The 20,035-nt window shown below is 72.4% G+C and carries 19 protein-coding genes and 1 pseudogene; 11 read left to right on the top strand and 9 right to left on the bottom strand.

Annotated elements, in window-relative coordinates; translation table 11 throughout:
* Window positions 1–17: 17 nt before the first annotated feature.
* Entirely contained in the window at window positions 18–1,166 is a 1,149-nt protein-coding gene (locus ACFYOH_RS27115; RefSeq protein ID WP_388630432.1) for an acyl-CoA dehydrogenase family protein, read from the top strand.
* On the top strand, window positions 1,166–2,218 hold the full coding sequence (locus ACFYOH_RS27110; protein ID WP_388630429.1) for a Zn-dependent alcohol dehydrogenase: 1,053 nt from the start codon (window positions 1,166–1,168) through the stop codon (window positions 2,216–2,218). The genes ACFYOH_RS27115 and ACFYOH_RS27110 overlap by 1 nt, the downstream gene beginning before the upstream one ends.
* Here the strand turns inward: ACFYOH_RS27110 and ACFYOH_RS27105 are convergent.
* On the bottom strand, window positions 2,208–3,224 hold the full coding sequence (locus ACFYOH_RS27105) for a GlxA family transcriptional regulator (protein WP_388630426.1): 1,017 nt from the start codon (window positions 3,222–3,224) through the stop codon (window positions 2,208–2,210). The two genes, ACFYOH_RS27110 and ACFYOH_RS27105, sit on opposite strands and share 11 nt — an antisense overlap.
* A gap of 71 nt (window positions 3,225–3,295) precedes the next feature.
* Between ACFYOH_RS27105 and ACFYOH_RS27100 the strand changes: the two genes are divergently transcribed.
* On the top strand, window positions 3,296–4,606 hold the full coding sequence (locus tag ACFYOH_RS27100; RefSeq protein ID WP_388630423.1) for an MFS transporter: 1,311 nt from the start codon (window positions 3,296–3,298) through the stop codon (window positions 4,604–4,606).
* A 316-nt stretch (window positions 4,607–4,922) separates the two neighbouring features.
* Here the strand turns inward: ACFYOH_RS27100 and ACFYOH_RS27095 are convergent, their stop codons facing one another.
* From ACFYOH_RS27095 to ACFYOH_RS27080, 4 genes are all read right to left on the bottom strand, one after another.
* Entirely contained in the window at window positions 4,923–5,519 is a 597-nt protein-coding gene (locus ACFYOH_RS27095) for a flavin reductase family protein (RefSeq protein WP_388630420.1), read from the bottom strand.
* A 158-nt stretch (window positions 5,520–5,677) separates the two neighbouring features.
* Entirely contained in the window at window positions 5,678–6,463 is a 786-nt protein-coding gene (locus ACFYOH_RS27090) for an enoyl-CoA hydratase/isomerase family protein (protein ID WP_388630417.1), read from the bottom strand.
* Window positions 6,460–8,682: an acetate--CoA ligase family protein gene (locus ACFYOH_RS27085; protein WP_388630414.1), complete on the bottom strand. Its 2,223-nt coding sequence runs from the start codon at window positions 8,680–8,682 to the stop codon at window positions 6,460–6,462. Before ACFYOH_RS27085 ends, ACFYOH_RS27090 begins: the two co-directional genes overlap by 4 nt.
* Window positions 8,683–8,831: 149 nt before the next feature.
* Window positions 8,832–10,028 (bottom strand): flavin-containing monooxygenase, encoded by a 1,197-nt coding sequence (locus ACFYOH_RS27080; RefSeq protein WP_388630412.1) that lies wholly within the window; start codon window positions 10,026–10,028, stop codon window positions 8,832–8,834.
* Window positions 10,029–10,207: 179 nt separating this feature from the next.
* On the opposite strand from ACFYOH_RS27080, the gene ACFYOH_RS27075 reads away from it, so the two are divergent.
* The 3 genes from ACFYOH_RS27075 to ACFYOH_RS27065 all read left to right on the top strand — a co-directional run bounded on the left by ACFYOH_RS27075 (window position 10,208) and on the right by ACFYOH_RS27065 (window position 12,295).
* Window positions 10,208–10,657: a DoxX family membrane protein gene (locus ACFYOH_RS27075; protein ID WP_388630409.1), complete on the top strand. Its 450-nt coding sequence runs from the start codon at window positions 10,208–10,210 to the stop codon at window positions 10,655–10,657.
* On the top strand, window positions 10,657–11,127 hold the full coding sequence (locus ACFYOH_RS27070) for a Zn-ribbon domain-containing OB-fold protein (RefSeq protein ID WP_388630991.1): 471 nt from the start codon (window positions 10,657–10,659) through the stop codon (window positions 11,125–11,127). Before ACFYOH_RS27075 ends, ACFYOH_RS27070 begins: the two co-directional genes overlap by 1 nt.
* A 307-nt stretch (window positions 11,128–11,434) precedes the next feature.
* Window positions 11,435–12,295 carry a GNAT family N-acetyltransferase gene (locus ACFYOH_RS27065; protein WP_388630406.1) on the top strand — a complete coding sequence of 287 codons (861 nt, stop codon included), beginning with the start codon at window positions 11,435–11,437 and terminating at the stop codon, window positions 12,293–12,295.
* 25 nt (window positions 12,296–12,320) lie between these two features.
* On the opposite strand, the gene ACFYOH_RS27060 is transcribed toward ACFYOH_RS27065, so the two are convergent.
* Entirely contained in the window at window positions 12,321–12,986 is a 666-nt protein-coding gene (locus ACFYOH_RS27060) for a pyridoxal 5'-phosphate synthase (protein WP_388630403.1), read from the bottom strand.
* Between the two features lie 159 nt (window positions 12,987–13,145).
* Here ACFYOH_RS27060 and ACFYOH_RS27055 point away from each other — a divergent pair.
* A pseudogene (locus ACFYOH_RS27055) lies at window positions 13,146–13,976 on the top strand (CorA family divalent cation transporter); the annotation flags it as partial.
* Between the two features lie 155 nt (window positions 13,977–14,131).
* On the opposite strand, the gene ACFYOH_RS27050 reads toward ACFYOH_RS27055, so the two are convergent.
* Window positions 14,132–15,301, bottom strand: a complete 1,170-nt coding sequence (locus ACFYOH_RS27050) for an acetyl-CoA acetyltransferase (protein ID WP_388630400.1) — start codon at window positions 15,299–15,301, stop codon at window positions 14,132–14,134.
* A gap of 75 nt (window positions 15,302–15,376) precedes the next feature.
* Here ACFYOH_RS27050 and ACFYOH_RS27045 point away from each other — a divergent pair, with 75 nt between their 5' ends.
* Window positions 15,377–16,624, top strand: coding sequence for an acyl-CoA dehydrogenase family protein (locus ACFYOH_RS27045; protein ID WP_388630397.1), 1,248 nt, complete (start codon window positions 15,377–15,379; stop codon window positions 16,622–16,624).
* The gene (locus tag ACFYOH_RS27040; RefSeq protein WP_388630394.1) at window positions 16,621–17,094 is read left to right on the top strand and encodes a nitroreductase family deazaflavin-dependent oxidoreductase; all 474 of its coding nucleotides are present in this window, start codon (window positions 16,621–16,623) and stop codon (window positions 17,092–17,094) included. The genes ACFYOH_RS27045 and ACFYOH_RS27040 overlap by 4 nt, the downstream gene beginning before the upstream one ends.
* Window positions 17,095–17,154: 60 nt before the next feature.
* Here the strand turns inward: ACFYOH_RS27040 and ACFYOH_RS27035 are convergent, their stop codons facing one another.
* Window positions 17,155–17,772, bottom strand: coding sequence for a LysE family translocator (locus ACFYOH_RS27035; protein ID WP_388630391.1), 618 nt, complete (start codon window positions 17,770–17,772; stop codon window positions 17,155–17,157).
* An 82-nt stretch (window positions 17,773–17,854) separates the two neighbouring features.
* Between ACFYOH_RS27035 and ACFYOH_RS27030 the strand changes: the two genes are divergently transcribed.
* Window positions 17,855–18,307 carry an Lrp/AsnC family transcriptional regulator gene (locus ACFYOH_RS27030; RefSeq protein ID WP_228623186.1) on the top strand — a complete coding sequence of 151 codons (453 nt, stop codon included), beginning with the start codon at window positions 17,855–17,857 and terminating at the stop codon, window positions 18,305–18,307.
* Window positions 18,308–18,409: 102 nt separating this feature from the next.
* Here ACFYOH_RS27030 and ACFYOH_RS27025 read toward each other — a convergent pair whose 3' ends face one another.
* The gene (locus ACFYOH_RS27025; protein ID WP_388630988.1) at window positions 18,410–19,045 is read right to left on the bottom strand and encodes a TetR family transcriptional regulator; all 636 of its coding nucleotides are present in this window, start codon (window positions 19,043–19,045) and stop codon (window positions 18,410–18,412) included.
* A gap of 254 nt (window positions 19,046–19,299) precedes the next feature.
* On the opposite strand from ACFYOH_RS27025, the gene ACFYOH_RS27020 reads away from it, so the two are divergent.
* A complete protein-coding gene (locus tag ACFYOH_RS27020; RefSeq protein ID WP_388630388.1) occupies window positions 19,300–19,974 on the top strand; it encodes a VOC family protein in 675 nt (224 codons plus the stop codon).
* Window positions 19,975–20,035: the final 61 nt, after the last annotated feature.

The raw sequence follows: 20,035 nt of genomic DNA, 5'->3' as shown, positions 1-20,035 counted from the left end.
TCGAAGGTGGTCCACATATGGATTTCGGGTTCGGTCAAGGGGACGAGGACTTTCGTGCCGAGGCCCGCGCATGGCTGACGGCGAACGCCGACCCAGGCACAGACAGCCGTACCTGGGAACGCACCCTCGGCAAAGCCGGCTGGATAGGTCTCGGCTGGCCCGAGCCGGGATACGGCAACCGCAGCGTCACCCTCACCCAGCAGGTCGTCTGGGCCGAGGAGTACGCGCGGTCGGTCGCGCCCCCGCGCTCCGGGCACATCGGGGAGAACCTGCTGGCCCCCACCCTCATCGCGCACGGCACCGACGAGCAGAAGGCCCGCTTCCTGCCGCCCGTCGCGGCCGGTGAGGAGCTGTGGTGCCAGGGGTACAGCGAGCCCGGGGCCGGGTCGGACCTGGCCGGGGTGCGGACGGTGGCGGTCCGGGAAGGGGACCGCTACCGGATCAGCGGGCAGAAGATCTGGACCTCGCTCGCGCACGAGGCCGACTGGTGTTTCGTGCTGGCCCGTACCGATCCGGAGTCCAGGCGGCACCACGGGCTCGGCTTCCTGCTCGTTCCCATGGACCAGCCCGGTCGCATCGAGGTGCGCCCGATCCGGCAGATGACCGGCACCAGCGACTTCAACGAGGTCCTCTTCGACGGGGCGCACGCGCGCGTGGAGCACGTCGTGGGAGGGGAGGGGCGGGGGTGGTCGGTGGCCATGAGTCTGCTCGGGTTCGAGCGCGGGGTGTCCACCCTCGCCCAGCAGATCGGGTTCGCCGAGGAGTTGGCCCAGGTCGTACGGGTGGCCGTGGAGACGGGGGCGGCGGCGGATCCGGTCCTGCGATCGCGGCTCGTGCGGCAGTGGGCCGAGCTGCGGACCATGCGCCGGCACGCCCTGCGCACCCTCGGCGGCTCGGCCGACCCCGGCGCGCCCAGCGTGGCCAAGCTGCTCTGGGCCGGCTGGCACCAGCGGCTCGGCGAGCTGGCGATGCAGGTGAGGGGCGCGGCGGCCACCGTCGGTCCCACGGACTGGTCGCCCTCGGCACCGTACGAACTCGGCGCGGATCAGCATCTGTTCCTCTTCTCCCGGGCCGACACCATCTACGGCGGCTCGGACCAGGTCCAGCGCACGATCATCGCTGAGCGTGTGCTCGGCCTGCCCAGAGAGCCCAAGGGGGCCGCGTGATGCGTGGAGTGGTGTTCGACGGCAAGCAGGTGCAGGTGGTCGACGATCTCGCGGTGCGGGAGCCGGGGCCCGGCGAGGTGCTGGTGGCGATCGCGGCGGCCGGGCTGTGCCACAGCGATCTGTCCGTGGTGGACGGCACCATTCCGTTCCCGGTGCCGGTGGTGCTGGGGCACGAGGGGGCGGGGGTGGTGGAGGCGGTCGGCGCGGGCGTCACCCATGTCGCGCCCGGCGACCATGTGGCGCTGTCCACGCTCGCCAACTGCGGCACGTGCGCGGAGTGCGACCGGGGCCGGCCGACGATGTGCCGACAGGCCATCGGACGCCCGGGGAAGCCGTTCACGCGGGGCGCGGCCGACCTGGTTCACCAGTTCGCCGCCAACTCCGCCTTCGCCGAACGCACGGTCGTCAAGGCCGTGCAGGCGGTGCGGATCCCCAAGGACATCCCCCTGGAGTCGGCCGCACTGATCGGGTGCGGGGTGCTCACGGGCGTGGGTGCCGTGCTGAACCGGGCCCGGGTGGACCGGGGGGACAGTGTCGTCGTCATCGGCACCGGTGGGATCGGGCTGAACGTGCTGCAGGGGGCGCGGCTCGCGGGGGCGCTGAGGATCGTCGCCGTGGACGCCAACCCGGCCAAGGAGGAGATGGCCCGGCAGTTCGGCGCGACCGACTTCCTGACCTCGACGGAGGGCGTCAAGGACATCCTGCCCACGGGCGCCGACCACGTCTTCGAGTGCGTGGGCCGGGTGGAGCTGATCCGGCAGGCGATCGACCTCCTCGACCGGCACGGGCAGGCCGTCCTGCTGGGCGTGCCGCCGGCCGCCGCCGAGGCGTCCTTCCTGGTCTCCTCCCTCTACCTGGACAAGTCCGTCCTGGGCTGCCGCTACGGTTCCTCGCGCCCCCAGCGGGACATCGCCCTGTACGCCGAGCTGTACCGCCAAGGCCGTCTGCTGTTCGACGAGTTGGTGACGGCGGTGTACCCCGTGGAGGACTTCGCCAAGGCCCGCGCGGACGCCGAGGCGGGGCGGGTGGCCCGGGCGGTGCTCACGTTCTGACGCCGGTCCGGAAGGTCCGCCGGTACGCCGTCGGGGTCACCCCGAGCGCCTGCTGGAGGTGCTGGCGCATCGACTGGGCCGTGCCGAAGCCCGCCTCGCGGGCCACCTGGTCGATGGAGAGGTCGGTGGTCTCCAGCAGTTGGCGGGCGCGTTCCACGCGCTGCTGGGTGAGCCACTGCCCGGGGCTGATCCCGACCTCCTCACGGAAGCGGCGGGTGAAGGTGCGGACCGACATGGCCTCCTGCCCGGCCATGTCCCGCAGCTGGATCGGCTCGTGCAGGCGGCCGAGCGCCCAGGCGCGGGCGGCGGTCGTGGTCGACAACTGCGGGTCGGGGAGCGGGCGTTCGATGTACTGGGCCTGGCCGCCGTCGCGGTGCGGGGGTACGACCGTGCGCCGGGCCACCTCGTTGGCCACCGCCGTACCGAAGTCACGGCGCACCATGTGCAGGCACAGGTCGATCCCGGCGGCCACCCCGGCCGAGGTGAGCACGTCGCCGTCGTCGATGAACAGCACGTCCGCGTCCACCTTGACCCGCGGGAACATGCGCTGGAAACGCTCGGCGTCGGCCCAGTGCGTGGTCGCCGGGCGGCCGTCGAGGTATCCGGCGGCCGCGAGGACGTAGACGCCGGTGCAGATGGAGGCGAGCCGGGTGCCGGGGCGGATACCGGCGAGGGCGGCGGCCAGCTCCTCGGTCAGCCGGCCCTCCTCGAAGACCGGACCGAGCTCGTACGACGCCGGGACGATCACCGTGTCGGCGCCGGCCAGCGCCTCCGGGCCGTTCGGGACGTGCACGGCGAAGTCGGCGTCGGTCTCGACCGGGCCGGGCGGCCGTACCGAGCAGGTCAGCACCTCGTACAGGCGCCGGCCGTGCCCGTCCTTGGGGCGGCCGAAGATGCGGTGCGGAATGCCCAGCTCGAAGGGGAGCAGGCCGTCGAGGGCGAGGACGGCGATCCGGTGCGGACGGAAGCCCGCGGCTTCCTCGGGCTCCTCACTGACAGCAGTCATGGCCCGATCCTAACGAATGCTGTCCTTTGGGCCACTCGTTGTGTGCTCATGAAAAAAGCACGCTGTATGACGTGACTCAGACAAGCCCAGCCGCAGCCCCCGTCCAGGCCGCCCCGCCCGTCCGGCGCCGCCGTGTGCACCGGGCGTGGTTCGTCGCCGCCGTCACCTTCGTCACGATCATCGGCGCGGCCGCCTTCCGCTCCCTGCCCGGCCTGCTCATCGACCCGCTGCACCAGGAGTTCGGCTGGTCGCGCGGCACGATCGGCGCGGCCGTCTCCATCAACCTCGCCCTCTACGGCCTCACCGCGCCCTTCGCCGCCGCGCTGATGGACCGCTTCGGCATCCGCCGGGTGGTCGCCGCCGCGCTGACCGTGATCGCGGCCGGCTCGGGCCTGACCGTGTGGATGACGGCGGCCTGGCAGCTGTGGCTGTGCTGGGGCCTGCTGGTCGGCCTCGGCTCCGGCTCGATGGCCCTCGCGTTCGCGGCGACGGTCACCAACCGCTGGTTCACCGAGCGGCGCGGCCTGGTCAGCGGCATCCTGACCGCGGCGTCCGCCTCCGGGCAGCTGATCTTCCTGCCGGTGCTGTCCTGGCTGACCGAGCACCACGGCTGGCGCCCGGCCGCCGTGACGGTGTCCCTGGCCGCTCTGGCCGTGGTCCCCTTCGTCTGGATCCTGCTGCGCGACCACCCGGCCGACGTCGGGCAGAAGCCGTACGGCGCACGCGAGTTCGTGCCCAAGCCCGCGCCGGTGACCGGTGCCGCCCGCCGCACGCTGAAGGTCCTCTCGACCTCCGTGCGCACCGGCACCTTCTGGCTGCTCGCCGGCACCTTCGCGATCTGCGGCGCCTCCACCAACGGCCTGATCCAGACCCACTTCGTGCCCGCCGAGCACGACCACGGCATGCCCGTCACGACGGCCGCCTCGCTGCTCGCGGTCATCGGCGTGTTCGACGTGGTCGGCACGATCGCCTCCGGCTGGTTCACCGACCGCTTCGAACCGCGCCGTCTGCTGGCCGTGTACTACGCCCTGCGTGGCATCTCCCTCGTCTTCCTCCCCATGCTCCTGGGCCCCGCGGTCCATCCCCCGATGCTGTTCTTCATCGTCTTCTACGGCCTGGACTGGGTGGCCACCGTCCCGCCGACCCTCGCCCTGTGCCGGGAGCAGTTCGGCGAGGACAGCGCCATCGTCTTCGGCTGGGTGCTCGCCTCCCACCAGGTCGGCGCGGCCCTCGTCGCCTACCTCGGCGGCCTCGCCCGGGACGTCTTCGGCACCTACGACCTCGTCTGGTACGCCTCCGGCACGCTGTGCGCGGCGGCGGCCCTGATGTCCCTGGTGATCCGCCGGACGGCTCCGTCGGCTCCGGTGGCCGCCGTGTCCTGAGGCGCCTGACAGGGGGAGAAAGCCGCGCGAACCCGAACTCAGTCCCGCTCGCCGCCGTCCCGCACCAGCCACCTCTGGAACTCGATGTGCCGGAACTGGTACGAGTTGCCTGCGACGCGGAGGAGTCCGGCGTGATGAGCCCAGCCCAGGAAGCGGGCCAGTCGGAGCGGCAGGCGCCCTCGGGCCGCGGCGACGGCCAGTCCGCGGGCCCGACCCGGTGTTCACCGCACCATGGCCCACGCCGCGCAAGGCGCTCGGGGCGCGGACCGGCAGCCGTGTCGGAAGCGCCCGCTCCCGGTGAACCGCGGGACGGGGCCTAGGGGTGGCCGATCCGGGCGAACCGCCCGCGATGGAAGAGCAGCGGCTCGGCCGGATCCTCCGCTCCGAGCGCGTCCACCCGGCCCACGACGATCAGGTGGTCGCCCCCGGTGTGCACGGCGTGGACGGTGCAGTCGATCCAGGCGGCGGAGCCGGCCAGGCGCGGGGAGCCGGAGGCGGGCGCCGCGTCGTACGCCACGCCCGCGAACTTGTCCGCGCCTCTCACCGCGAAGGCCCGGCACAGTTCGCCCTGGCCGGCGCTGAGCACGTTGACGCAGAAGACGCCCGCGCGGGCGATCCGGGGCCAGGTGGTGGACGTACGGCCCACCATGAAGCAGACCAGGGGCGGTTCGAGGGAGAGGGAGGCGAAGCTCTGGCAGGCGAAACCCGCGGGGCCGACCTCTCCGTCGGCGGCCGGTGTCGTGATCACGGTCACCCCGCTCGCGAAGCTCCCCAGCACCTGCCGGAACTCACCCGGCTCCACCGGCGCCCGCTCGTCCTCCCGCACGCACCGCAGATCCGGCCGCGGCAACGGCTCCACGGGCCTGCGCCCCAGATACCGGACGGCGGCGGCCGCCGCCCCTGCGTGTCCCATCACGCCTCCATTAAAGCTGACGGAGCGTCAGATAGGAAGCCTGCGAGGACACCCGCTGGTCCGTCAGCGGCACCGAGTCCGCCCCCCAGCTGTACGTCCTCTTCGGCGACCCGGACGCGGGCACCCTCCGCACCCTGGACCGCGCCGAGGACTGACCCTCACCGCCCCCGGAACCGCGCCGCCCGGCGTTCCGCGAACGCCCGCAGTCCCTCCTGGGCGTCCTCGGTCGCCATGTTGAGCTCCTGGGCCCAGGCCTCCGCGGCGAAGGCGGTGGCCCGGTCCGACTCCAGGGAAGAGTTCACCAGGTGCTTGGTCAGGGCCAGGGCGCGGGAGGGGCCGGACGCCAGGCGGGCGGCCCACTCGCGGGCCGTCTTCTCCAGCTCCCCGTCCGGTACGACCCGGTTGACCAGCCCCAGCCGCCGTGCGTCAGCCGCCGGCACCGCGTCGCCGAAGAACATCAGCTCCTTCGCCCGGTGGGGGCCCAGCAGGCGGGGGAGCAGGTACGCGCCGCCGGCGTCCGGTACCAGGCCCCGCCGTACGAACACCTCGATGAAGCGGGCCGACTCGGCGGCCAGGACCAGGTCGCAGGCGAACGCCAGGTGCGCGCCGAGGCCCGCCGCAGTGCCGTTCACGGCGGCGATCACCGGCTTCTCGCAGTCCAGGACCGCCGCGATCAGGCGTTGGGCGCCCCGGCGCAGCATCCGGGCCACGTCGCCGGGCAGCCGGTGGCCACCGGTGCCGCCGCCTCTCAGGTCCGCGCCCGCGCAGAACCCGCGCCCCCTGCCGGTCAGGACCACCACCCGGATGTCCGGGGCAGCGGATGCCTCGGCAAGGCGGTCGATCAGCTCGTCCCTCATCGCGGGCGTGAGGGCGTTGAGGGAGTCGGGACGGTTCAGGGTGAGGTGGGCGACCTGCTCGCTCCGCTCGGTCTCCAGCTCGCTCATCGGCACACCACCAGCGCGTCCAGCGCCACCGCGCCCTGCCCCCGGGGCAGCACCATCAGCGGGTTGATGTCCAACTCGGCGATGTGCTCGCCCAGTTCGAGCGCCATCCGCTGGACCCGCAGGATCACCTCCACCAGCGCGTCCCGGTCGGCCGGCGGTCGGCCCCGGACGCCGTCCAGCAGGGCCCGGCCGCGGAGCTCGGCGAGCATGGCCCGGGCCTGGTCCTCGCCGAACGGCGGCACCCGGACCGCCGCGTCGTGCAGGACCTCCACCAGGACCCCGCCGAGGCCCACCGTCACCGTCGGGCCGAACAGGTCGTCGTGGGTCATCCCGAGAACCATCTCCACGCCCTGTTCGACCATCTGGCACACCAGGATCCCGTCCAGCGAGACACCTTCGTAGCGCGCGATGTCGGTCAGCTCGCGGTAGGCGTCCCTGACCTGGCTGGCCGATGTCAGACCGATCTTCACCAGGCCCAGTTCGGTCTTGTGGGCGATCTGGGCGCCGGAGGCCTTCATCACCACCGGGTAGCCGACCTGCGCCGCCGCACGTACGGCCGCCGCCGCGCTGGTCACCAGCTGTTCGCGCGGCACCCGGATGCCGTAGGCGCGCAGCAGTTGCTTGGCCCCGTGCTCGCTGAGCTGCTGACCGGGGCGCATCAGGGCCTCGGCCTTGCGGAAGGAGGGGGAGGGGGTGCGGGGGGCCTCGTCGAAGGGGGAGCGGTAGTCGCTCACGAAGCGGTGGTGGTCCAGCCAGGCGCGCACCGCCTTGAGGCAGTTGCCCACCGTGCGGAAGGTGGCCACACGGGAGGAGCCCAGCAGGACCTCGCGGTAGGCCGCCTCCGTGCCCACCGGCGAGCCCCACACCACGCACACCAGCTTGTCCGTCTCCTCGGCCGCCTCGGCCAGGTCCGTCACGAGCTTGTCGCTCAGCGGCGGGAACGGGCCGGTGACCGGGCAGATCAGGACGCCGATGGACGGGTCGGCGAGGATCGCGTCGACGATCTTCCGGCCGCGCCAGTCGCCCACCGGATGCCCGCCGTTGTCCACCGGGTTCGCCACGCTCAGGTACTCCGGTATCCACTGGTGCAGCTCCGCCTGCCTGGCCTCGGACAGGCGGGGGAGGTGGAGTCCGGCGGCGGTGGCGAGGTCGGCGGCATGCGCGCCGGTGCCGCCGGAGATCGAGTACACCGCGACCCCCTCCGCCAGCGGAGCCCGCGCCCGCGCCAACAGGGCTGCGGTGTCCTGGAGTTCGTCGAGACCGTCGACCCGTACGACCCCGAACTGGCGCATCGCCGCGTCCACCACGTCGTCGGCGCCGGTGAGCTTGCCGGTGTGCGAGGCGGCCGTGCGCGCGCCGGTCTCGGTGCGGCCCACCTTCACCGCGACCACCGGCACCCCGCGACGGGCGGCCCGGTCGGCGGCCAGCAGGAAGGCGCGGCCGTCCTTCAGGCCCTCCACATAGCAGGCGACGGCACCGACCTCGGGCTGCTCGGCGAACCAGGACAGGAAGTCGGCGGTCTCCAGGTCGGCCTCGTTGCCGGTGGGCGCCCAGTGGGAGAGGCGGATGCCCAGCTCCTGGAGCGAGAACACCGGGCGGCCCTGGTGGCCCGACTGAGTGATCAGCGCGATCGCCGGGCCGGTCAGGTCCTCCCGGATGTCCTCGAAGGCGTTGAGATTGGTGTTCGGGCCGAGGAGCCGGATCCCCGAGCGGCGTACGGCGTCCGTGAGCCGCTGCTGTGCCTCGGCGCCCGCCTCGCCCGTCTCGGCGAACCCGGAGGCGAAGGCGACCGCGAACCTGACCTTCGCGTCGGCCAGTTCCTCGATCACCGGCAGCGGGTCGGCCACCAGCAGCACGGCCAGGTCGACCTGGCCGGGCAGCAGTTCGGCGACCGAGGCGGCGCACGGGATGCCGAAGACCGAGGGGCGGGACGGATGCACCGGATACACCCGCGCCCCCACCCGCTCGGCCCAGGCCAGCAGCTGCCGGGTGATCCCGGTGTTCGGGCGTCCCTCCGCGTCCGAGGCGCCGATCACGGCGACCGACTCGGGCCGGAAGAAGCGGGTCAGGTCGGGGACGTCCGCGTACAGCGGCCGCCCGCTGACGTCCAGGTCGTCGACCCGGTCGTGGACGACGGGGCCGGGCCGCTGCTCGCCGCACGCGATGACGCGGGCCCGGCGGGAGTCGGTGGTGAGGGTGCCGTGGGTTGATCCAAGCATCGGTCCGCCCGCTCCTGTGAGACAGCACAAGTAAACTGACGTTCTGTCAGATTACTGGAACTGACGTAGTGTCAGGAACTGGTCGGACCGAGCAAAGTTACCGGCGGGTGCGGGCGGTGGGGGTCACCGGCGGGTGCGGAGCGGCGGAATCACCGGCGGGTGCGCAGATGTCTGGCCGCCGCCTTCGCGATCCGCCCGGCGTCGAGCGCCATCTCCCGCAACATCCCGCTGATCGGGTTGGTGAACCCGGTGAAGTACAGACCGGGCGCCTGCGCCGGCGCACGGCCACCCTGCACCACCGGCCTGCCACGCCCGTCCAGCACCCCGAGATGCCCGACCAGGCCCTCCAGCGCCCGCGTGTACCCGGTCGCCGCGATCACCGCGTCCGGCTCGATCCTGTCGCCGTCGGCGAGGACGACCTTCCCCGGGTTCCCGTCCTCGAAGGACTTGACGGCGGCCACGATCTCCACCTTCCCCTTGCGCACGGCGTCGATCAGACCGACGTCCTGCACGGGGATGGCACCCTCCTTCACCCTGCTGTACAGCCCGGTGTCCGGGCGGGGCAGGCCGTGCGCGGACAGGTCCGGTACGCCCGCCTTCGCCTGCAGCCGGCACAGCCGGTCGACGAGTCCCACCGGCAGCCGCCGTACCAGGACACCCGAGTACTGCGCGGGCCAGCCGAGCGTCGTACGGCGCACGAGGTGCGGGACCGTGCGCACCGCCAGCCGCACCCGCGCCGCCCCGCCCTCCATCAGGTCCACGGCGATCTCGGCGCCGGTGTTGCCGACGCCGACGACCAGGACGTCCCGGCCCGTGTACGGCTCGGCGTTGCGGTAGGCGCCGGCGTGCAGGAACTCCCCGCCGTACTCCGCCAGGCCCGGCCAGTCAGGGATGTGCGGGGTGTGGTTGTAGCCGGTGGCGACGACCACCGCGCTGCCGGTCAGCTCGCGACCGCCGGAGGCGTGCAGCAGCCAGCCGGTGCCGTCGGCGGTCCGCTCGACGCGGAAGACCTCCACGCCGGTGACGATCTCCAGCTCGTGGTGCTCGGCGTACTTCTCCAGATAGCGCACCACGTTGTCGCGGGACACCCAGCGCCCGAACTTCCGGGGGATCTTCAGGCCCGGCAGCGCGGACAGCCGCCGGGTGGTGTGCAGACGCAGCCGGTCGTAGTGGCCGCGCCAGGAGGTGCCCACGTGGTCGGCCTTCTCCAGCACCACGGCCCGTATGCCCCGCGCCCGCAGTGCGTACGCGGCGGCCAGGCCGCCCGGACCGGCGCCGATGACGTAGACCGGGCGGTCGGCGGGCGTGGCGGAGAGCTGCACGGAAGCGGAACGGGAGTCGGCCATGCTCGGGAGCGTAATCACGCACCCGGTTGATGGGTCTCGGTCAAGACCGGAATTGGTTGCGGATTGATCACGGATGTAGGAGGAGTGGGTGGGGCCGGTGGCGTAGGGCGCCTGGTTGTGGCGGTACGGCGTGGGCTCACAGGTGGGCATCGCCGCCGATCTGACGTACCGTCAGTTTTATGGACTCCATATGGCTGGACGGCGCTCAGTGGCTGGCGGTGCTGCGGATCGGGCTCGGTCTGTGGTGGCTGGAGAGCTGGCGGCACAAGGACAAGAAGGCCTGGTTCGAGCGGGGCAGCGGCATCGCGTGGGCGGCGGAGATCGCGGGGAAGCACCGCTGGACGCCGGTGCGGAAGGGGTTCGGGACGGTGGTCGAGCCGTACCCGAAGCTGATGGCGTACGTCGTCGCCTACGCCGAACTCTCCCTCGGCCTCGGCCTGATCCTCGGCCTTCTGACCCCGATCGCGTTGCTGGGCGGGCTGCTGCTGAACGCGATCTACTTCGTCCTGATGATCCACGACTGGGCCGAGCAGGGGCAGAACTCGATGATGGCGCTCATCTCGTTCGTCGGGTTCTTCGGGATGGCGTGGCAGACCTGGTCGATCGACGCGTGGCTGGGGTGGTTCTGATGGCCGCGGTGCGCTACGACCTTCCGGAGCCCGACGCCTTCACCCGCCCCTACTGGGAGGCGGCGGCGCGGGGCCGGCTGCTGATCCGCCGCTGCGGGGCCTGCGGCCTCGCCCACCACTACCCACGCGAGTTCTGCCCGCACTGCTGGAGCGAGGAGGTGAACTGGGAGGAGGCGAGTGGCCGGGCCGTGCTCTACACCTGGTCCACCGTCCACCGCAACGACCTGCCGCCCTTCCGCGAGCGCACGCCGTACGTGGCCGCGGTGGTCGATCTGGCGGAGGGCCCGCGGATGATGACACAGGTGGTGGAGTGCGCGGCCGCGGACCTACGAGCCGGTCTGCCGCTGCGGGCGACGTTCGTGGAGGGGGTGGCGGTGTTTCGTCCGGGGGGAGCTGGGGTGGGTGGGGGGCCGGGGTTCGGTCTGGGGATGAGCTGGGGAGGGGGCCGGGGGTTCGGCCCAGGGGGTTGAGCTGCCGGTCCGGGGGTTGGGGTTGAGCTGCGGAGGGGGAGCTGGGGTTCGGTCTGGGGGGCTGAGTTGCGGAGGGGGAGCCGGGATTCGGTCCGGGAGGGGAGCTGAGGAGGGGAGCTGGGGTTCGGTCTGGGGGTGAGCTGGGGAGGGGAGCCGGGGTTCGGTCCACGCGGTTGAGCTGCGGAGGGGAGCCGGGGTTCGGTCCGGAGGCTGAGCTGCGGCAGGGGGCCGATGTGGCGCCCGTGAGGGCTGGGCTGCCGTAGGAAAACCGGTGTGCCTTCCCAGCGTTGGCGCCGATCATGGCCGTATGCGCCCTGAGAACTGGTATCTCACCGAAGACCTGGACGAGTTCCTCGCCCGCGCGGGCGGCTTCCTGCGCTCCCGCCCCGCACTGCACACGGTGCCGCTGACGGTGACGGACGCGCTGCGGCGGCGCGGGCTGCATCTCTACGGCAAGGAAGCGCCCCTCTTCGGCCTGCTGGAAGCGGACGACGGCACGGTACGGGCCGCCCTGCTCCACACCCCGCCCTTCCAGATCAACGTCACCGCGCTCACCCCGCAGGAGGCCGACGCCCTGGCGGTCCGGTTCGCCGAGCTGGGCCGCTCACTCCCCGGGGTCTCCGGGCCGAAGGACGCGACGGAGTCCTTCGCGGCGGCCTGGGAGCGGCGCACCGGTGCGGCGGTCGCCGTCGACAAGCGGCAACGGCTCTACCGGCTGGGCGAGTTGACCGTACCGGAGCCCCGTCCGCAGGGGCGGGCGCGGATCGCCGGACCGGCGGACCGGCATCTGCTGATCCGCTGGTTCGAGGAGTTCGGGGAGATCACCGGCGGCGTCGGCCAGGACCCCGGCAACTGGGCCGACGCCCGTATCTCCTACGGTGGCGTCACCCTCTGGGAAACCGGCGACGGCACCCCGCTCGCCATGGCCGGAGCCACCCCCGAAACGGCCGGCCAGGTCCGTGTCGCCCCCGTCTACACCCTGGCCGACCTGCGCGGACGCGGATACGCCGGCGCGGTCACGGCGGAGGTGAGCCGGACCGCGCGGGCGGCGGGCGTCCAGGAGATCCTCCTCTTCACCGACCTCGACAACCCGACGAGCAACGGGCTGTACCAGCGGATCGGCTACCGGCCGGTGGCGGACTTCAGCGTGTGGCGGTTCGGCGGCTGACGCCGGCGGGTGGGGGTGTCCCGGCTCAAGGCCAGAGCAACGTCCGGCTCCACCCGAACCCCGTGCTCCGGTACTCCAGTCGGACATGCCGTCGCTCCGCGTCCCCCTGGAAGAACTCCACCGTCTCCGGTCGCAGCCGGTACAGCGTCCAGGTGGGCGACGGCTCGTCGGGGTGTTCGCGCGCCCGCTCGCACGCCGCCTCGGACGCCCGCCGCAGCTCGGCCAGTGAGGACAGCTCCTCGCTCTGCCGCCCGGTGAGCGCCGCGGCCAGCGCCCCCGTCGAGCGGGCCTGCAGGTCCGCCTGGCTGTCCCGGGACGGCGCCGCGGTCACCGGCCCGCGCACCCGCACCTGGCGGCCCAGCACCGGCCAGTAGAAGGCCAGGGCGGCCTGGGGGTGTGCGCTCAGGGCCCGGCCCTTGCGGCTCGTGGCGTGGGTGCCGAAGGCCCAGCCGTCCGCGTCGGCGCCGTGCAGCATCACGATCCGTACGTCCGGCCGGCCCTCCTCGTCCACCGTGGCCAGCGACATCGTGTGCGGCTCCGGCTGCCCGGCCGCCACCGCGTCCGCGAACCAGCTCGTGAACAGGGGCAGCGGGGTCGGCGGGGCGGTGTCCGGGTCGAAGGGGCGCAGGTCCGTGACGTCCGGGTCCCATACCCGCAGCGACCTCAGAGTTGCGTGGAGATCCGTTTCCATGTGCCGAGTATCGCCACCGGGCCGCGGTCGGTGCGGGCGGGTGCGACCGGGCCGCCATCCGTTCGGCAGTCCTCCCGCGACGCACACGAGTGATTCCGGGTGCGGGCGCGGCGGAGCGCGGGGACGCTCGGAGCCACGGGCTCGTGACGGTGAGGGGCGATGATCGTAACGGTGGTGACGATGCCCGAGATGACCATCACCCTTACGGATGTCTCGGAGGCGCGTGAGCGGCTGGCCGTCGACTCCTTCCTGCTCGTCGACGTGGAGCTGCCGCAGAACGCCCCGGCGCAGGTCCCGTCGATCGCCGAGCAGCTCGGCCTGGACGGCGAGGAGCTGGACTGGTTCGGCAGGGAGGGCGAGCCCGCGCGGGCCGAGTTCCTGGGGGACCGGGCCGCTTTCGTCGTGCCGGTGGTGTACGAGGACGAGATCGCCCACCTCCATGTGGTGGTGACCGAGCGGTTCCTGGCCACCGTGCACTGGGGGCAGGCCGGACTGGCGAAGAGCATCACCGCGGCACTGCGGCACGAGCGCCCCGACGACACCGTGGCCGTGCTGTTCCTGCTGCTCCAGGAAGCCCTGGACACGTTCCGCCGGGCGGCCGTACAGGCTCTGCTGGAGTCCGAGGAACTGGAGGACGACATGTTCGAGGGCCGGCGCCCCGAGCACGTCTACCGGCTGGCGCAGCTACGGCGGCGCGTCGCCCTCCTGCACCACGCCCTGCGGCCCTACCTCCAGGCGGTCGACGAGATCCTCACCCGCCGGATGATGAGCCCAAGCTTCCCCGAGGAGCGGCAACGGCGTGCCCAGGGGTTCCAGACCGCCGGAAGGCTGGTGCTCGCCGACGTCGAGTCCCTCCAGGACGCCACCCGCCGGGCCTTCGCCAGCTACTCCTCGCTCGTCGCGGGTGAGCAGAACGGTGTGATCAACCGGCTGGCCATCGTGTCGGTGATCTTCCTGCCGCTGTCGTTCATCACCGGGTTCTTCGGCATGAACTTCACGTTCCTGACGAACAGGCTGGAGACCAGGGACGAGTTCTGGCTGCTCGCCGTGGGGCTGCAAGGCGGTCGTCCTGTTGGGCTCCATCTACGTCCTGCACCGCACCCGCATCTGGCGCCGGCTGCTGGACGAGGACTGAGGAGGGACCCTCACCGGCCCAGCACCACCGTCCCCGAGGAGCAGAACCAGCCCCCCGTCCCGGACGCCACCCCCAGCCTCGGCAGCTGCCCGTCCCGCGTGCGCACCTGCCGTTCCCCGGCCTCCCCGCGCAGTTGCCGTACCGCCTCCACGAGCAGGAACAGCCCGCGCATACCGGGGTGTTGGGCCGACAGGCCGCCCCCGTCCGTGTTCACCGGCAGCTCCCCGCCCCGCACCAGCAGCCGGCCCTTCTGCACGAACGCCCCGCCCTCGCCCTTCCCGCAGAAGCCCAGGTCCTCCAGGGTCACCAGGGTCATGTAGGTGAAGGCGTCGTAGATCTGCGCGAAGTCCATCTCCTGAGGTCGCACGCCCGCCCGCTCGAAGGCCAGTCGCCCGCTGACCGCCGCCGGGGACACCGTGAAGTCCGGCCACTCGGACATCGCCGCGTGCGAGACGTGCTCCCCGGCGCCGAGGATCCAGACGGGGGCCGTACGGCAGTCCCGTACGTACTCCTCGGCCGCCAGCAGGACCGCCGCGCCGCCGTCCGAGCGCAGACAGCAGTGCAGCTTGGTGAAGGGGTCGGCGATCACCGGGCCGGCCAGGACCTCGTCGACCGTGATCGGGTCGCGGAACATCGCCTCCGGGTTCAGCGCCGCGTTGGCCCGGGCCTGGACCGCGACCTCGGCCAACTGCTCGACGGTCGTGCCGTGTTCGATCATGTGACGGCGGGCGGCCATCGCGTACTTGGCGATCAGGGTGTGGCCGTAGGGGACCTCGAACTGGAGGGGGCCACGGGCGCCGAAGGAGAGGTCGCCCGTCCGGCGGCCGGCCTTGATGTCCGCGCGGGCCGTCGAGCCGTAGACGAGGAGGACGGCGTTGGCGTGGCCCGCGGCTATCGCGTCCGCCGCGTGCGCCGCCATGACCTCCCAGGTCGAGCCGCCGACCGAGGTGGAGTCCACCCAGGTGGGGCGCAGACCCAGATACTCGGCCACCTCCACCGGGGCCAGCGTGCCGAGGCCCGCGGAGGCGAGGCCGTCGACCCGGGCGCGGTCGAGCCCCGCGTCCGCGAGGGCGCGGCGGGCCGCCTGCGCGTGCAGGGTGTAGGGGGTGGCGTCGGCCACGCGTCCGCAGTCGGAGAGGGCCACTCCGACCACGGCGACCTTCCGGGTGCCACGACTCATGCGAGGGCTCCTGCCTCTGTGCATCTCATTCCGGCCCCCCTAATATGACGCCCCGTCAGATATGGAGGGAAGGCCATGGACACCCGCCTCACCGCCGAGCAGGACGAGATCCGCCGCACCCTGCGCGAGCTGCTGCACAAGCGGTGCGGCTCGCCCGAGCTGCGGACCGCCGTCGACAGCCCGGCCGGACACGACCCCCTCCTGTGGTCGGCCCTCGCCGACCAGCTCGGCCTGCCCGGGCTCGCCCTGCCCGAGCGGTACGGCGGGGTCGGCTGCTCTCTCACCGAACTGGCCCTCGCCTGCGAGGAGACCGGCCGGGCGCTCGCTCCCTCCCCGCTGCTCGCCACCTCCGTCCTCACCGCCCCGCTGGTCCTCGCCCTCGGCACCGACGCCCAGCGCGCCGAACTGCTGCCCCGCCTGGCCGCCGGCACCCTCACCGCCGCCCTCGCCGTCCCCGGCCCGGCCCTGACCACGGCCCTCGCGCTGACCTGCGACAACGGCACCTTCGCCGCCGGTGGCGGCCGGGCCGGCGGTGTCCAGGCGCGGCGGGCCGACGGTGACTGGCGGCTGTACGGGCAGGTCGACCAGGTGCTGGACGGGCACAGCGCGGGGCTGCTGCTCGTCGCCGCGCACACCGGGGGCTTCGCGCGGTCGCGGACCCTGCTGTTCCTGGTGGCCGGGGACGCGCCCGGTGTCGTACGCGCCCGGCAGACCGCGCTCGACGCGACCCGGCCGCAGGGGCGCGTCCAACTGCGCGATGTGCGCGCCGACTTGCTCGGCGAGGAGGAGGTGGACGTGTTGCCCGCGTTCGCCGCCCTGGGGGACGGGGTCGCCGCCGTGCTCGCCTGTGAGGCCGTCGGGGCGGCGGAACGGGTGCTGGAGCGGACCGTGGCGTACGTCGGGCAGCGCGAGCAGTTCGGGCGGCCCGTGGGGTCCTTCCAGGCGGTGAAGCATCGGCTGGCCGATGTGTATGTGGGGGTGCAGGCGGCTCGGTCGGCCGCGTACTGCTCCGCGTGGGGCGCCGGCGCCATCGCCTCGGCTTCGCCTTCGGCGGGATCCTCGCCGTCGGCGGCTTGCGGGTCCGGCGCTCAGACGGAGCGATCCGGGGGGCTCGCGCTCGCGCAGGCCCTGGAGGCGCTCCGGGGGGCCGCCGGTGAGGGAATCCAACTGCACGGGGGGATCGGGTTCACCTGGGAGCACGACGCCCAGCTGTACTTCAAGCGGGCCGCCGGGGACGAGCTGCTGTTCGGGCCGGTGCACCGGCTGCGGGACCGGGCCGCCGAGGTCGCCGGTCTCTTCGCGGGCGGCGAGGTGACGGTGTGATCGGCGTCCGGATGGTGCAGAGGGTGTCCTCGACGCGCTGGTTCGCGAAGGTCGCGCCCCATGTGATCCCGGCCCTCGACCGGGCGGTCCACCGACTGACCGGGGGGCGGTACCTGCTCAGCACCCAGATGCTGCCGGGACTGATCCTCACCTCCACCGGCGCCCGCAGCGGACAGCTCCGCCGCACCCCGCTGGCCTGCATGCCGCAGGACGACGGCAAGAGCTGGCTGCTGGTCGGCTCCAACTTCGGGCGGCCCGGGCATCCAGCCTGGAGCCACAATCTGCTCGCCCACCCGGAGGCGTCGATCAGCTGGAGGGGGCAGGACATTCCCGTCACCGCCCGGCTGCTCGCGGGGGAGGAGCGGGCGGAGGCCTGGCAGGCGCTGCTGGCGTTCTGGCCGCCGTACGCCACCTACCAGGCCCGGGTGACGAGGCAAATCCGTCTGTTCCGGCTCACTCAAGCGCCCTGAAGGGGCGCCGGGAACGGCGCGAGCAACCACGACGGACCCGCAGCCGAAAGACGGCCGAACCTACAACGTGGCCAGGCGCTCCGCCAGGAGAACCGCGCCGATGCCCAGCATCGCCGCCCCCGAAGTCCGCGTCACCGCCCGAGCCGCGGTCGGCCTGGCGGAGAGCAGCGCACGCGACAACGCGCCGACGCCGAGGTAGACGGCCGCGCAGCAGGCCATGTGGAGCAGACCGAGGGTTGCCGTCTGGACGGGGACGGGCAGGTGGGCGCCGCGCAGGGTGAGGAACTGGGGGAGGACGGAGAGGTAGAGCAGCAGACCCTTGGGGTTGAGGCCGCTGATCGTGGCGCCGCGGAGGAAGAGCCGCCCGTCGGGGGAGGCCTCCTCCGCGGCCCCCGGCACCGCCGGGCGGCGCAGCACACTCCAGCCGAGCCACAGCAGGTAACCCGCGCCCGCCATCGTCAGGGCGGTCAGCAGCCTCGGCGAGCCCGCCACCAGGACCGCGAGGCCCGCCGTCGCCAGAACCGTGTGCAGGGCATAGCCGCAGACCAGGCCGGCCACCGCGCGCGGCGCCGAGCCACGGCGCAGCGCGGTCGCGATCACATACGCCCAGTCGGCGCCCGGCACGCACACCAGCAGCAGGTCAACGGCGAGGAAGGAGAAGAGCAGTCCCGAGTCCATGGTGGGGACATTAGGCGTGAATGGCCCGAAAGTGTTTCCGAAATTTGCCCGCAACTACGGGTTATGAGGGAAGATCTGCCTCATGGACGACGTGGACCGGAAAATCCTTGCCGAGCTGCAGCAGGACGGGCGGCTGACCGTGACCGAGCTGGCCGCCCGGGTGCGCCTCAGCGTCTCGCCCTGCCACCGCCGGCTGCGCGAGCTGGAGCGCTCCGGTGCCATCCAGGGCTACCGGGCGGTGGTGGACGCGGCGGCGCTCGGGCTGACCTTCGAGGCGCTGGTCTTCGTGTCGATGCGCCAGGAAGACCGGGACACGGTCGCCGAGTTCGAGCGGGCGGTCGGCGAGCTGGAGCACGTGCTCGACGCCCAGCGGCTGTTCGGCGAGCCCGACTATCTGCTCCGGGTGGCGACCGCCGACCTCGCGGCCTTCCAGCGGCTGTACGACGAGCGGCTGGCGACCCTGCCGGGGGTGCAGCGGCTCACCTCGACGCTGGTGATGAAGCACGTCGTACGGGACCGTCCACTGCCCGCATAGCAGTGCAGGCGGTGGCCCACCGCGCGCGAGAACGCGAGCGAACCGCCGCCTGACAGACAGGACTTGGAGGTTAAGGAAAAAAGGGGTTACAGGGGCCGCGTGTTACTTGCTCGGCTTCTTCCCGGTCACACCCAGGTGCACCAACAGCGCCAGGTTCGGCTTGAGTTCGGCCTGCTTCACACCCCAGGTCGAGAAGCCCTTCTGGTGTGCCGCCACCGCCGCGAGCATCGCGACCAGGGAGCCGGCCACCGCCGCCGGATTCACGTCCTTGTCGACCCTGCCCTTGGACTGCAACTCGGTGATGGACTCCGCGAGGGAGTTGTTCACCGAGTTCAGGATCTTCATGCGGATCTTGTAGAACCGTTTGTCCCCCTCGGCCGCGCCGAGGTCGACGACCCGCAGGATCGCGTCGTTCTTGCGCCAGAATTCCAGGAACCCGTCCACGAGTTCCTGTGCGGTCTGCCAGCCCGACTTGCCGGCCCAGGACCGCCCCTGGAGCAGTTCGGTCAATCCCGCGCCCTCGGCCGCCATTTGATCGGCGATCTCCAGGACGGCGCCTTCGACGTCGGGGAAGTACTGGTAGAAGGTCGCGGGTGAAGTTCCCGCCTTCCGGGCGACATCGATGACCTTGACGTCCCGGTAGGGGGAGGAGCTGAGCATCTCGCTGAGGCAGTCGAGCAGCTTCTGCCGGGTCGCCTGCCCACGCCGGCCGGCCACGCGGCCGTCGACGGTACGCACTTGTCCTGTCATGCCGTCAGCTTACCGAGGGGTGATCGGAGCGCGATTCGGCCGACTGCAAATGGGGTGCACGGGTGCTCTGAGGGTGGTGAGCCTGGTCTGCGCGGTGCGTGCGGCCCGGTTACTTTGACGATATGGCCGAAAACTGGGCATCCGGGCATGAAGGGGCGGAAGAGGCGGAAGAGGCGGAAGAGGTGATAGAGGCAGAAGTGGTAGAGGCGGATGAGGCCTACGGGGAAGGTGTGCCCTGCTGGGTGGACGCCCAGCTCGCCGACGTCGAGGCGGGCAAGCGGTTCTACGGTGAGCTCTTCGGGTGGACCTTCGAGGACGCCTATGGCTCCTCGGTGTGGGCGCGGCTGGAGGGGCAGCTCGTCGCCTCGCTCGCCCCCAAGATCGACGGCCGTATGCCCACCGTCTGGACGGTGTCCTTCGCCACCCCGGACGCCGAGGCCCTCGGCCGGCGGATCACCGCGGCCGGCGGGCAGGTGGTCATGGCCCCGTTCCCGGTGGGCGACCTCGGGGTCGCCGCGCTCGCCGCCGATACCGAGGGCGCGGTGTTCGGGCTGTGGCAGCCGGGCCGGCACCGGGGCTTCGGACGGCGGTACGAGCCCGGCACCTTCGTCTGGGCCCAGCTGTACACCCGGGACACCGCCGCCGCCAACGCCTTCTACGGCGGCCTCTTCCACGACGCCCTGTTCGGCGCCCACGCCCGGCCCGACTTCGGCCGTGCCGAGGTCACCGACGTCTTCCCGGCCGAGATGCCCCCGCACTTCCTGACCCACTTCCGCGTCGCCGGGCTGGACGACGCCCTCGGGGCCGTACAGCGGCTCGGCGGCCGGGTGCAGGCGCCACCCTTCGAGACGTCGTACGGACGAGTGGCCGTCGTCACCGACAATCAGGGGGCGTCGTTCGCACTGTTGCAGCGCTGATCCGTCCGTTTCGGCAGGGTAGGTACTGAGACACCCCGAATATCCCCGGGTTCGCAACCAG

This window comes from Streptomyces sp. NPDC007856 (assembly GCF_042868225.1).
Lineage (GTDB): Bacteria > Actinomycetota > Actinomycetes > Streptomycetales > Streptomycetaceae > Streptomyces.
Note: the sequence above shows the minus strand (reverse complement) of the source record. Positions and strands in the feature narration are given on the sequence as shown.